This is a genomic window from Hafnia alvei, from assembly GCF_900095695.1.
GTDB lineage: Bacteria > Pseudomonadota > Gammaproteobacteria > Enterobacterales > Enterobacteriaceae > Hafnia > Hafnia alvei_B.
This window is the reverse complement of record NZ_FMIQ01000055.1, coordinates 18,299-32,157: the sequence shown is the minus strand read 5'-3', so window position 1 is coordinate 32,157 and position 13,859 is coordinate 18,299. Positions and strand designations below refer to the sequence as shown.

The window sequence follows — 13,859 nt, the reverse complement described above, 5'->3', positions numbered from 1 at the left end:
CTCTGTAGCGTAGTTGAAACTGGCTCAGTTGGTTCAATCAAGATAGATAAGAATTTTTTGGAAGATGAGATATTTTAAGTTGAGGCGCTCTAGGTAAAATGTTAGATGGCTTCATCATTGTCCGAATAAAAATAGCCTTACAACGGTACGCACGATTGTAAATGCGCAGCATGTAATAAGGCTAAAAAGTAAATCCCATCGCTATTTATTCATATTTTGATGGCTGTTTTTAATAGCGCTGGTTGGATAACCTTATTTTCATTATCCGTTATTTTAACGCTGAAGAAAAAACTCTGGTGTAGTCACCAGAGGCTTTTGATTAGGGTTACCGCTAGTGAATAGATCAACATAATCATAACAGGAAGGGTCATCACGATTGAATGACCACATGCCAATAAAGCTCATACCATTTACTTTACAAAGTTGGATAGGGTTTTAGCATCGGCTAATGAGAAAATCGCATTGGTATCACCATTTAGGCCAATCATGGGGGCAATGGCCGTTCTAGCGTAAAACTCAGAGGCTGTCATCCCACACAGCATTCACGGTAACATCAACATAGGGAGTAATAATCTTCGACATAATAGTATCCTATTTAAAATAAAAATATTATTTCTTCCATATTTCATGGCGGTACCGTTAGCGTTTATGCGCCAAATAATTCAATTCACATTGAAGCGAAAAGCGACCACATCCCTATAATATTAATTCAAATAAGTGATTCGACTGTAAAAATACAGGCAACAAAAATACAACTTGAAATATGACAATTATATTACTCAATTCTTAGAGGCAGATTAGCAGCCTCTAAAAAATACACAAATCGAATCACTTTAAGTAGAGTTATAATTAATCAGTAATGTTTACATCAATTGCTTGATAAAATGCATTGGTAGTATCTTCAATATTTCAAACAGCCAGAATAACCTGATAGCCCGTATTACCTGTTGGAATAGTACACTTATGGGTCACAGTCTGATCAGGCATGGCACCATTATCATTAAACTGACAAAACGGCTTGAGATTGAAATCAGCACGTGTCAGTGGCTTCGCATTATTCCAGCCTGGCTTGGTTAGATAATATTTCCAGCTTGAGGTTTTATGCTGTGCGGTTAGATTCCATACAAACGTATTATCCCCGCTTTTAATTGAGGTTTTTACCCAACGGGTTGGGCTTTGACTATCTAAGTCGCCAAAGTTGTCTTTACCGCCACTAGCCAAGTGACCATCAGCAGGTCCGCCAGAAGGAAATTGCCCCTGTCCTTCAATACTTTGTGGTTCATATTGGACTGAGCCACAATCATGATTAACACCTTGTTGGCACTGATAGGCTCGACTTGGTGGAGAAGTCACATACCCATGAGCATAAGAACCTTGGCAATACAGCATAATACCGGCAGCCAGCACTGAAGTTGAAATTAACGCGTGTAATTTCTTGTTCATATTTTTTTCCTTATTAACTGAGTAACTTATTTGATGTGAAAAATAGAATTATTTCGCACAACCCCAGTTAACAATAAAAACACACCAAGAAAAATAAAATTTAATATATTAAAATTTAAAAACAACTTAACGCTTCAATATTAATATTTTTAAAATATTAATAATTTTATTTTAATTAAATAATTCACTACCAAAGATATTTAAATAAACATAATTTTAAAATTAAATACATGAATTTTTCGTTAATCATGCATCATTACCTGACGCCCACATTCACACACTAAACATATGGATATTAGAGGGGGATGTTGTTGCAGCTGTATCCACGCAGAAATAGCCAAAAAATTAATTAATCACGTCTCCTGTAAAGAATATTTTTTGTCTATTATCATAGTGATATCGTTATTTTAACATTATCAATAACACGAGTGAATATTTTACTGCTAATGATCTTTTGCATGTATGTATAAACAAAATATAAATTATTATGTGACAATTCACTTGAGATATTCACAATAAATAAAGTAAGATTTTTAGTACATTCACAGAAAGAGACAAATCATGAAAGTTCAAAAAAATAATACCCAATGCCATAACAAGCATCTATTTTACGTGTTCTATACCTGAGAGGTAGATTATGTTAATGCTAAACGAAAGATGCCACATTGATCTTAGCAATCAATGTATATGCTATGAAGATAGCTATATTCATTTATCTTATATGGAAATCATGCTGCTAAAACTCTTGATTAAACATGCTGATAAAATATTAACGAAGGAAGAGGTTATTGCTGAGCTATGGCCTGACGATGCTGAAAACCACGAGTATATAGATAATTTATCACAATTAATTCATAGAGTTAGACGAGCACTTGCTATTTGTGGGTTAAAAAACACCATATTAACAATAAGAAATAAGGGATATCGTTTTTCGCTTACCTCCTGTAAAGACATAGCCATGGGAAAACAGGAAGATATACAGCTGTTGCTCCCCTCTTCAGAGGAAAAGCATGGTTATAATAGAAGCGAATTAATAATAAATATCATGCAACAACAGTACGATATAAGGTTTATATGCTATTTTAATATCGTTTTATTCATTACCGTCATAAGCCATTATTTTTCTTTACTTTGATAACTATTTTATTATTTAAAATACAATAAGAAAAAAACAGCCAACACCTAATAACTATCTTTATCATAACTAGATTTACGAAATGTGTTTTATAAGCCCCAACGATACCGTGTACATGATCACCATCTTCCGCACCATTACACTTTTAATCTTATATTGTCATATCCGCTATCAGCTGGGTTTGTCACCCCCCTGCAACGTCAATAAAGTTGATTTCATACAAACTCTGCTTGCAAAAGCATCATGAAAAGTGAATATTTTATATAAAATTATTCACGTTAAGAGAATGAGTATGGATCTTACCCAACTCCGCATGTTCTGTAGCGTAGCTGAAACTGGCTCGGTTGCTCGCGCAGCGGAGCTACTTCATCGCGTTCCTTCTAACCTGACCACCCGTTTACGTCAGCTAGAGCAAGAGCTGGGCACCGATCTGTTCATTCGAGAAAAACAGCGCTTACGCCTTTCACCGATGGGGCATAACTTTCTCAACTATGCCAAGCGAATTCTGGCGCTCAGCGATGAAGCAATGAGCATCACCCATGCCGGAGAACCGGCGGGGAGCTTTGCGTTAGGCTCAATGGAAAGCACCGCTGCAACGCGTTTACCGACGTTATTGGCGGCCTATCACCAACGTTATCCTCAGGTGGCACTCTCGTTGGTGACGGGGACTTCGGGGGAGATTACGGAGAAAGTGCGTGCGGGAACGCTTACCGCAGGATTAGTCGACGGTCCGCTCAATCATGATGAGTTGAACGGCTGTATCGCTTTTCGTGAAGAGATGGTCGTTATTTCCAGCCTTGAACACCCACCGATTACGCGCGCTAAAGACGCCGCCAATCAAACGCTGTTTGCCTTTCGGCCTAGCTGCTCGTATCGCCTGCGCTTTGAGTCGTGGTTTCAGCAAGATGGCGCCGTACCCGGTGCAATTATGGAAATTCAGTCTTACCACGCCATGTTGGCCTGCGCCGCCAGCGGTGCCGGTATTGCGATGATCCCACGCTCGGTTCTATCTCTTTTACCCGGTCATGAACGAGTGGCCGTACACGCATTGCCTGATGATATCGCTCAAACTGCCACATGGCTTATCTGGCGACGCGATGCGTTTAATCCCAATATTCGTGCGCTTAAAATGCAAATCATTGAGCAAGAGCGCGTAGCAGAACAGTCAGTGACTATTGATATTCCCGCGTCAGAGCACGCCATCGTCTTACATCAAAAAGAACCAGGAGCACACCATGCAAATGATTAAAACTCGCGCCGCCGTCGCTTGGGGGCCAAATCAGCCATTAACCATCGAAGAAGTTGATTTGATGCCGCCTCAAAAAGGCGAGGTTTTGGTTCGCATTGTCGCCAGCGGAGTGTGCCACACAGACGCCTATACCCTATCAGGGAAAGACCCGGAAGGCGTGTTCCCTGCGATCTTAGGCCATGAAGGTGCGGGCATCGTTGAGGCCGTGGGCGAAGGCGTGACCACCGTCGCCGTGGGCGATCATGTGATCCCGCTCTATACGCCGGAATGTGGCAAATGTAAGTTCTGCCTGTCAGGCAAAACCAATCTGTGCCAAGCCATTCGTGAAACTCAGGGCAAAGGCTTGATGCCAGACGGCACAACGCGTTTCTCCAAAGACGGCAAGCCAATTTTCCACTATATGGGCACATCGACGTTCTCTGAATACACCGTTGTGCCAGAAATTTCCTTGGCTAAAATCAGCAAGGAAGCTCCGCTGGAAGAAGTTTGTTTACTGGGCTGCGGCGTAACTACCGGTATGGGCGCCGTCGTCAACACCGCTAAAGTTAAGCCTGGCGACAGCGTGGCGATCTTTGGTCTGGGCGGTATCGGTCTGTCTGCCATCATTGGTGCCAAAATGGCAGGCGCGGGACGTATCATCGGTGTCGATATCAACACGGACAAATTTGAACTGGCTCGCAAGTTAGGTGCAACCGACGTCATTAATCCAAAAGATTACGATAAACCAATTCAGCAAGTTATCGTCGAACTGACCGATGGCGGCGTCGATTTCTCCTTTGAGTGTATCGGCAACGTAGACGTAATGCGCTCTGCGCTTGAATGCTGCCATAAAGGTTGGGGCGAGTCGGTTATTATCGGCGTTGCGGGCGCGGGCGAAGAGATCTCGACCCGTCCATTCCAACTGGTGACCGGTCGCGTATGGCGCGGTTCCGCATTCGGCGGCGTTAAAGGCCGCACTCAGTTGCCGGATATCGTACAGCGCTATATGGACGGCGAGTTTGCCCTCAACGATTTCATTACCCACACCATGAGCTTGGATGACATTAACCAAGCCTTTGATCTTATGCATGAAGGTAAGTCGATTCGTACCGTCATTCACTTTGACCGCTAGTCAAAGCGAATAACGGATATACCCAAAATAATGGGCGCGATGCTTACGCCCATTATCTCGGATAGGAGAACGTCGTGGATTCACTGGAACTGTTAGAAGAGCATCGTCTGTTTAATGGCTGGCAGCAACGCTATCGCCACGCATCTGATGCACTCAACTGTCTAATGACATTTAGCATCTATTTGCCTCCCACAGCCGACGACGCACCGCCGCCGGTACTGTATTGGCTGTCAGGCTTAACCTGCAATGACGAAAATTTCTCCACTAAGGCGGGCGCACAGCGCATTGCGTCTGAGCTAGGTTTAGCATTAGTGATCCCAGATACCAGCCCGCGCGGCGATGAAGTGCCTAACGATGCGGGTTACGATCTGGGACAAGGGGCTGGTTTTTATCTCAACGCCACGCAGGCGCCGTGGAATAGCCATTATCGAATGGATGATTACATCACGCAGGAATTGCCAGCGCTTATTCGCGAACATTTCAACGTCAGTGATAAACAGTCCATCAGCGGTCACTCGATGGGCGGACATGGCGCTCTGACGTTGGCATTACGTAATCCACATCAGTATTCGTCGGTGTCTGCCTTTGCGCCTATCGTTAACCCAACGCAGGTACCTTGGGGGCGAAAAGCCTTCGCGGCCTACCTGGGCGACGATCGGTCTCTTTGGCAGCGCTATGACAGCTGTTGTCTGATTGCGCAGCAAAAGCCAACGTTCCCGATCCTCATCGATCAGGGTGATGACGATCAGTTTTTAGCGGATCAATTACAACCCGCCAAACTTGCCGAATTAGCTCGTCAGCACGAATGGTCGCTCCGATTACGGATCCAACCGGGCTATGACCATAGCTACTTTACTATCGCGACGTTTATTGAAGATCATCTACGCTTCCATGCCGAACACCTTGGCTTAGCGTAATGTGGGTGAGATTTCATTCACGCTGAATTTCATGGCCGCACCTGCGGCCATTTTTAATGATGACTATCGATATATCCTTCTGAACCTACCTACGCGGACTATAAGCGGGCTACGCGAGCGTTCTCCCCTTCTTCGATTTCTGCCATAATAGCCGCATTATTTATTCCCTCCTGAGCTGAGATCGGCTGTCGGGAACCCTGCACGGAGCCAACCGATGGATTGTTACAACACCTCTGATTTGATTTCTATTGAGCAAGCGCTGGAAAAACTGCTTTCACAAACATCAGCCATTTCCGATGTTGAAGACGTGGCGCTGACCGATGCCGCTGGCCGTATCACCGCGCTTCCCGTTATTTCTCCGTTAAATGTTCCTCCGTTTGCTAACTCGGCGATGGACGGATACGCCGTTCGTTTGCAAGACATCACGCCAGACGCCGTGCTTCCTGTCGCTGGCAAAGCATTTGCAGGCAGCCCGTTCAGCGGTGAATGGCCAGCAGGCAGCGTCATTCGTATTATGACAGGCGCGCCCGTACCGGCTGGAGCCGATGCGGTTATCATGCAAGAGCAGGCTGAACTCAGCGAACAAGGCGTGCGTTTTACAGCGATGCCAGTGCAGGGGCAAAATATCCGTTTGGCCGGGGAAGATATTCGCCAAGGCGCTGAAGTATTAGCTGCCGGCGTACGTTTAGGCACCGCCGAACTTCCTCTATTGGCATCTTTGGGTATTGCTCAAATTAAGGTTGTACGTAAGCTGAAAGTCGCTCTGTTTTCAACCGGCGACGAATTACAGCCGGTGGGAACCCCACTGCAAGATGGCCAGATTTACGACACTAACCGCTTTGCTGTGCGTTTAATGCTTGAGCAAATGCACTGCGAGATTATCGATCTCGGCATTATCCGCGACGATCCACAGGCGCTGCGCGAGGCCTTCAAAGCGGGCGATCTGCATGCTGATTTATTGATTAGCAGCGGTGGTGTTTCCGTTGGCGAAGCCGATTTCACCAAACAAATTTTAGATGAAGTCGGAAAAATCAGTTTCTGGAAACTGGCCATGAAGCCGGGTAAACCTTTCGCTTTTGGCCAACTTAATCGCGCACTGTTCTGCGGCCTGCCGGGCAACCCTGTTTCAGCCGTAGTGACGTTCTATCAGCTGGTGCAACCGCTGATTGCGCATCTTTCTGGCGATACCCACTGGCAGCCACCGGCGCGCTTAAAAGCCAAGGCGATAACTCCGCTGAAAAAATCACCGGGTCGTTTAGATTTCCAGCGTGGCATCGTCAGCGCAAATGCTCAGGGCGAGCTAGAGGTGCGCACCACCGGACATCAGGGTTCACACGTCTTTAGCTCATTTACCCTCGGCAATGCTTTCATTGTTTTAGAGCGCGAGCGCGGCTCGGTCAAAGCCGGTGAGCTAGTCGATGTCGAACTATTTAATCCGCTGCTGAGATTTTAAGCATGAGCAAAGAGATCCCCGAAGAGCTTAGCGATGCTGAGATGATGCGATATAACCGCCAGATCGTGCTGCGCGGTTTTGATTTCGACGGGCAGGAAAAGCTAAAAGCATCGCATGCGCTAATTATTGGCTTGGGTGGTTTAGGCTGCCCTGCAAGCCAATATCTGGCGGCGGCTGGCGTGGGTACCCTGACGCTTGTCGACTTCGATACGGTATCTCTTTCTAACTTGCAGCGCCAAATCTTGCACCGCGATGCACGAATCGGGATGCCAAAAGTCGAGTCGGCACGTTTGTCGCTCCAAGAGATTAACCCTCATACGCAGATAAACATCGTTGATGCCGTGCTAGAGGATAGCGGTCTCACCGCGCTTATCGCACAGGCTGACGTGGTTCTCGACTGTACGGATAACGTGGAGATTCGCGATCGTCTTAATCGCTTGTGCTTCAATTTGCATAAGCCGTTGGTATCCGGTGCCGCTATCCGCATGGAAGGGCAAGTCAGCGTATTTACCTATCAAGACGATGAGCCTTGCTATCGTTGTTTAAGCCGCTTATTTGGTGCTAACGCCCTCACCTGTGTGGAAGCGGGTGTAATGTCGCCATTGGTCGGGATTATTGGGGCTACGCAGGCGATGGAAGCCATTAAGCTATTGGCTCATTTCGGCACGGTTCCCCGTGGGCGGCTGATGATGTACGACGCCATGAGCTCTCAGTGGCGTTCGATGACGCTACCTAAAAACCCTGCCTGCGAAGTGTGCGGTCACGCATAACCGATCTGGTCTGTGCTCCTATCTGTTGCGTAAATGTTGAATAACATCAGAGTAAAACGTTATGGTGGCTGAATAACGTTTTATTCTTCGATATCGTTTTCACTCATATTCGCATCATTTTTTGGAGCCGCCTGCCCATGCTTAAACTCTCCGCGCTGGATCATTTAGTCCTCACCGTTGCTAATATCGATAAATCCGTACAGTTTTATCAGCAGGTTCTGGGGATGGGCGTTGAAACCTTTGGCAGCGAAGGCCGTACGGCGCTCACGTTTGGTGAGCAAAAAATCAATCTTCACGCGGCTAAATCCCCTTTTCGTCCACATGCTAAACATCCAACGCCGGGCAGCGCCGATCTCTGCTTTATTACGGCGCAGCCATTGCAGGAAGTAGTTTTATGGGTGATTGGCTGCGGCGTCGAGATTATTGAAGGGCCAGTAACCCGCACCGGCGCCACCGGGAAAATTAGTTCTATTTATTTGCGCGACCCAGACGGCAATCTGATTGAAATCGCAAATCGACTATCAACGCCTCAATAATTATCGCTCAGGGCCGTGAATTCCTACCGCATAGCCCATTCAGTCCCTCTTCTATTTCTAGCCTAGTGTATGATTAATTAAGACACGTTTGCATCACTGATAGTCACGATAAATTGTGCCTGACGACGATTTTCTCTAGGCGCGATTTAGCTAAATCATACCGCAACAAGGAGCATGAATGCGGCCCCCAGAGACTTTACTCGCTGCTGCAACGCTACTCGCCGTTGTGTTATTACCGTCTGGCGCGATAGCGGCTCCACCGATTATTGGCAATTCTCACATTGTGCGTTCCAACAATATTATCTTGATGGAAGGCGATATCGTTGGCCCAGCCAAAAGCTATCATCAATACGTTATCGGTCCAGAGAGCCAAGATACGCTGCGCGATATCAGCATCGAGTTTGCTCGTAACGGACAAATCGAGGCCGCCAGCCAAAGCTACGGTCCCAACCCCGTTTGGGAAAGTCGCTTAATGCTGGATGATATTGGTTGGATGAGTCGCAGCGTAGTGATGGTCCAAACCAGCAATGAGCAAGATGTTTCGCAGCTCATCAGCGCCTATAAAATGGACGATCGTGGCCGGATTGTGAAGGTGACCGAAGTTGAAGCTGGCGACAACACTATCGGCATTACTAATCAGTACTATTTTTACACGCCTGACGATCAGGTGCGTTTCTACGTTGCCGTTGGCCGTAATCCTGGATTTGGTATGTATCTGTATCGTCCCGATGGACGATTAGAGAAAGTCGTGAAAAACGACAATGACACCCTTTCAACCTTTACCGATAACGGCAAGGATCTCAGCTCTATCACCAAAACGCCTCATGTTACCTATATCACCGAGTGCCAAAAATGGGATAACAGCGGGAACTGTATACTGTCAGAGAAACAGGAAATCATCAGCTTTGATTACCAAGGCGAGCTTAAAAGCATCACATCACGCTTTATGCTGCAACAAGACATCTTGTACTACCCGCCTCACCGCGCAGCCCATCCTTAATCGCGAGATAAAAAAAGGGTGTTTGCTTTTCGGCAAACACCCTTTTTACATTTAGCTCAGCTAAGCGGTTAAGCCACTGGCTTCAATGCCTGATAAGCCTGAGTCCACTGTGGGTAGCGTTCTGGCGTGCTCCACAGTAACTGATGCAGACGAGCCAACGTAACAGGATCGCTCAGCAGCGCCAAACGCTCGTCTCGGCTAAGCTCCTGAGGCCCCGTGCTCAACGCTTTTTCTACGCGCTCTTCACGCGCTTTTGCAATTGCAGCATGCGCATGATGACGAGAAGTTGCCATCGCGGTAGCCAGTGCATTGTACGCAGGATCAAACACCGCACGCAGGAAGCCATGATCGAGTTCACGCTTGTTGTTAAGCTCAACGTAACGCTCGGTCGCCACCATCTCAACCGGAGGAGAATACTCTTCAGGGATCAAGAAGATCTTGGCACGTTTGCACTTCACGCCCAGCGTGCGACGGCTAGTAATAACCGACACCACTGGCGAAAGGATCAACGACACCACGATCGGTGACAGCCACCAGAGGAAACGCAAATCCAGCACCGCAACGCCACCCGCCCAGATAAGGCCGAGTAAACACTGCGAACCGTGGCGACGGAAAGCTTCACTCCATGGCGTCGCATCATCATCACGCTGCGGTGACTGCCAAGTGATTGACCAGCCAAGGAACGCGCTCACCACAAATACGGTATGGAAAATCATACGTACCGGTGCCAGCAGCACGGAGAACAACATCTCCAGCAACATAGAAATCAGCAGGCGGAACGAACCACCGTACTCTTTCGCACCCTTAGCCCAAATCAGCACCACTGACAGCAGTTTTGGCAGGAATAACAGCACCAAGGTGGTTGAGAACAGCGCAATCGCCAGTTCAGGACGCCACTGCGGCCAAACAGGGAATAGCTGCCGCGGCTGCAGGAAGTACTGTGGCTCCATCAGCGTATGCACCACCTGCAGCGCCGTTGAAAGCACCAAGAACATAAACCATAGCGGTGCCGACAGATACGACATCACGCCCGTCAGGAACACCGCACGGTGAACCGGGTGCATCCCTTTCACCAAGAAGAGGCGGAAGTTCATCAGGTTACCCTGGCACCAACGACGGTCACGCTTAAGCTCATCTAGCAGGTTCGGTGGTAATTCCTCGTAGGAACCCGGCAGGTCATAGGCAATCCACACCCCCCAACCAGCACGACGCATCAATGCGGCTTCCACAAAGTCATGTGACAAAATGGAACCAGCAAAGGTACCGCTGCCCGGCAACGGTGCCAACGCACAGTGTTCGATAAACGGCTTCACTCGAATAATGGCGTTGTGGCCCCAATAATGGGATTCACCTAACTGCCAGAAATGCAGACCTGCGGTAAATAATGGCCCGTATACACGCGTTGCAAACTGCTGAATACGCGCATACATAGTGTCCATACCGGTTGCCTTCGGCGCAGATTGAATAATCCCCGCGCTTGGGTTGGCTTCCATCAGACGAACCAAATTGGTTAAGCAATCGCCGCTCATCACGCTATCGGCATCAAGAATAACCATGTAGCTGTATTCTCCGCCCCAACGACGACAGAAGTCATCGATGTTACCGGATTTGCGTTTCACACGACGACGACGACGGCGATAGAAAATACGCCCTTCACCGCCGACTTCTTTGCAAATCTCCATCCATGCTTTTTGCTCAGCTACGCAAATATCAGGGTCGTAGCTGTCGCTCAGCACAAAGATGTCAAAATGCTCGATTTGTCCTGTCGCCACCACCGATTCGTAGGTCGCACGCAGCCCTGCAAATACGCGGGATACGTCTTCGTTACAAATAGGCATGATAAGTGCGGTGCGATGCTTCGGATTGAGCGCTTCGTCCCCGACCGTCGTGGCCGAAATACTGTATTTATCGCGGCCAATCAAGAGCTGAAGGAAGCCCATCAGCGCCGTCCAGAACCCGGCCGACACCCAACAGAAGAGAATGGCAAACAGCACTAATATTCCAAACTGAAGAACATAGGGCAGCAGCTCCATCACCGACTGCATGATCGGTTTCTCCAGCATTGAGGCTGGATCGATCCACTCCCACCCTTGATACGGCAGAATGGTTTTCATGTACCACGTGGCAATCACTGTCTGGGTTAGCATCAGGATCAGCAAAATCCAGCGGCGCATTGAGCCCACTTTACGCCAGCGTTTATCAGCCTCGGCCTCTGCCGCGGTTTTAAACTGGTGTTTCGGCGGCTGCGTTCTACCTAGTAGGCCATCCCACATGCGGCCAACCGGATTGGTACGCCACTTTTCAGGAAACATCGACGTACGTTTGATGGTTGGCATTGCTTTGATCGCAGTTCGTCCTGCCGCATCTTTTGTCAGCAATGCTTTTTCTTCCAGCGTATCCGACCAGCCCATTTCAAGACGTGATTCAACTGAACAAAGAGGCGCATCGAGCGCCTCTAAATCCGACAGTTGAACATCGTCTGAGGCCAGCGACCTATGCACCGCATCCACAGAAACTTCCTGTGATGCGGTCATTTGCTGCCTGAGCGCGGCTTCTTGCTCCGCGCTCATCGCCAATGCCTTTAGATAGGCATCGGCATTCTCAGTAGACTTATTCATTGGCAGGTAACTGATAGCTCCAGATTTCACTCAGCGGTTTATCTTCTTTAATGAGATAAGCGCGCATCTCAACCGGTTTTTTGTTGTCGATAACGTTGAAGCGTAGCGTCAGACGCCAGCCGCCGGTTACCGGGTTGTAACGTAAATCGTTCTGCACCAGTTTAGTGTTGTCATCCGTTGTCACCTGAGTGGTTACAGGCGCATCAGGCGTCAACGCTTTCAGTGCTGGACCAACAAAGTCAACAATCAGCGCAGTTGTGCCGTCAGGCTCACGAATCAGGTTAGACTGCTTCACATCACCGGTAGAACGCATAGTCTGCTTAACCCACGCTAACGCAGGGTCATGCAATTTTGCTTCATCACGAGTGAAGTGTAGACGGTAATCCAGATTAATAGGTTTTCCGACGTCTGGCAGGCTTGCCGGGATCCAGAATGCAACGATGTTATCGTTGGTTTCATCGGCGGTTGGAATTTCCACCAGCTGAACTTTACCTTTACCCCAAACACCGCGTGGTTCAACCCAAGCGCCCGGACGCAGATCGTAACGATCGTCTAGGTCTTCGTACTGAGAGAAATCACGAGTACGCTGCAGCAGGCCAAAACCTTTCGGGTTTTCAACGCTGAAAGTGCTCACGGACAGATGTTTAGGATTGTTCAGTGGACGCCAGATCCATTCGCCGTTACCTGCATGAATCGACAGGCCTTCAGAGTCGTGCAGCTGTGGTCGATAATTAGTGTTAGTAGATGGCTGGTTTGAACCAAACAGATACATGCTGGTTAACGGCGCCATGCCCAGCACGCCCACTTTATCGCGCAGGTAAACACGAGACTGCACATCAACCACGGTGTCAGTACCCGGAGTCACAATCATGCGGTATGCGCCAGTCGCACGTGGAGAATCCAGCAGCGCGTAAATCACCAAGTGTTTATCTTTTGCTTTCGGGCGCTCAATCCAGAATTCGCGGAAGCGCGGGAACTCCTCACCAGACGGCAGTGCGGTATCGATAGCCAAACCACGCGCAGAAAGACCATAGACTTGGCCTTTACCCACAACGCGGAAATAGCTTGCGCCCAACATGCTCATGATTTCATCGTTTTTACCCGCCTGATTGATCGGATAAACCACTTTGAAACCCGCAAAGCCCAGATCTTTCACGGCCTCTGGGTCGTGTTTCACTGAGCCAAAATTAAAGTAGTCTGGGTTATATTTGATCTGACGAACCGATGTTGCCGTCACTTCATTGATCTTAACCGGCGTATCGAAATACATACCCTGATGGTAGAACTCTAATTTGAATGGAGTTTTAAGGTTATTCCAATAGGGTTTGTCATGATTGAATTGGATTTGCTGATAGTCAGCAAACTTCATCTCACGAAACTCTGAAGGCAGATTGCTTTTAGGTGCCTTGAAAGACTCCCCTGCCAGAGATTGTGCTTTTTTTGCAACATCATCTAGCGAAAACGCCCATGCCTGTGTTGTTGCGAGCATCAGAAATACTGATGCAGCCAGCCCTGTTAAAGCGCGAAACTTGGGCCGGGTGGTTAATAAATGTGTTAGCACATACCCCCCTGATGGTGCTCTACGAAACGAAGAACTCAGTAATAAATTGGTTTGTTGGAAGCATAG

Annotated in this window: 11 protein-coding genes; 8 read left to right on the top strand and 3 right to left on the bottom strand. The window is 47.9% G+C overall.

What is annotated here, in order from left to right:
• Positions 1-909: 909 nt before the first annotated feature.
• Entirely contained in the window at positions 910-1,443 is a 534-nt protein-coding gene (locus tag BN1044_RS13910; RefSeq protein WP_072309210.1) for a lytic polysaccharide monooxygenase, read from the bottom strand.
• A gap of 637 nt (positions 1,444-2,080) precedes the next feature.
• On the opposite strand from BN1044_RS13910, the gene BN1044_RS13905 reads away from it, so the two are divergent.
• From BN1044_RS13905 to BN1044_RS23120, 8 genes are all read left to right on the top strand, one after another.
• Positions 2,081-2,578 (top strand): winged helix-turn-helix domain-containing protein, encoded by a 498-nt coding sequence (locus BN1044_RS13905; RefSeq protein WP_072309209.1) that lies wholly within the window; start codon positions 2,081-2,083, stop codon positions 2,576-2,578.
• Positions 2,579-2,870: 292 nt separating this feature from the next.
• Complete coding sequence (ptrR, locus tag BN1044_RS13900; protein WP_072309208.1) at positions 2,871-3,827, top strand: putrescine utilization regulator PtrR; 957 nt, start codon at positions 2,871-2,873, stop codon at positions 3,825-3,827.
• Complete coding sequence (locus tag BN1044_RS13895; protein WP_072309207.1) at positions 3,814-4,938, top strand: S-(hydroxymethyl)glutathione dehydrogenase/class III alcohol dehydrogenase; 1,125 nt, start codon at positions 3,814-3,816, stop codon at positions 4,936-4,938. The genes ptrR and BN1044_RS13895 overlap by 14 nt, the downstream gene beginning before the upstream one ends.
• Positions 4,939-5,012: 74 nt before the next feature.
• On the top strand, positions 5,013-5,855 hold the full coding sequence (gene fghA / locus BN1044_RS13890; protein WP_072309206.1) for an S-formylglutathione hydrolase: 843 nt from the start codon (positions 5,013-5,015) through the stop codon (positions 5,853-5,855).
• Between the two features lie 214 nt (positions 5,856-6,069).
• Positions 6,070-7,308, top strand: a complete 1,239-nt coding sequence (moeA, locus tag BN1044_RS13885; protein WP_072309205.1) for a molybdopterin molybdotransferase MoeA — start codon at positions 6,070-6,072, stop codon at positions 7,306-7,308.
• A gap of 2 nt (positions 7,309-7,310) precedes the next feature.
• Complete coding sequence (moeB, locus tag BN1044_RS13880) at positions 7,311-8,078, top strand: molybdopterin-synthase adenylyltransferase MoeB (protein ID WP_072309204.1); 768 nt, start codon at positions 7,311-7,313, stop codon at positions 8,076-8,078.
• A 137-nt stretch (positions 8,079-8,215) separates the two neighbouring features.
• Positions 8,216-8,614, top strand: coding sequence for a VOC family protein (locus BN1044_RS13875; RefSeq protein WP_072309203.1), 399 nt, complete (start codon positions 8,216-8,218; stop codon positions 8,612-8,614).
• Between the two features lie 178 nt (positions 8,615-8,792).
• On the top strand, positions 8,793-9,614 hold the full coding sequence (locus tag BN1044_RS23120; protein WP_081329594.1) for a hypothetical protein: 822 nt from the start codon (positions 8,793-8,795) through the stop codon (positions 9,612-9,614).
• 68 nt (positions 9,615-9,682) lie between these two features.
• Here BN1044_RS23120 and mdoH read toward each other — a convergent pair whose 3' ends face one another.
• Positions 9,683-12,232 carry a glucans biosynthesis glucosyltransferase MdoH gene (mdoH, locus tag BN1044_RS13865; protein ID WP_072309202.1) on the bottom strand — a complete coding sequence of 850 codons (2,550 nt, stop codon included), beginning with the start codon at positions 12,230-12,232 and terminating at the stop codon, positions 9,683-9,685.
• Positions 12,225-13,721 carry a glucan biosynthesis protein G gene (locus BN1044_RS13860; RefSeq protein ID WP_072309322.1) on the bottom strand — a complete coding sequence of 499 codons (1,497 nt, stop codon included), beginning with the start codon at positions 13,719-13,721 and terminating at the stop codon, positions 12,225-12,227. Before BN1044_RS13860 ends, mdoH begins: the two co-directional genes overlap by 8 nt.
• Positions 13,722-13,859: the final 138 nt, after the last annotated feature.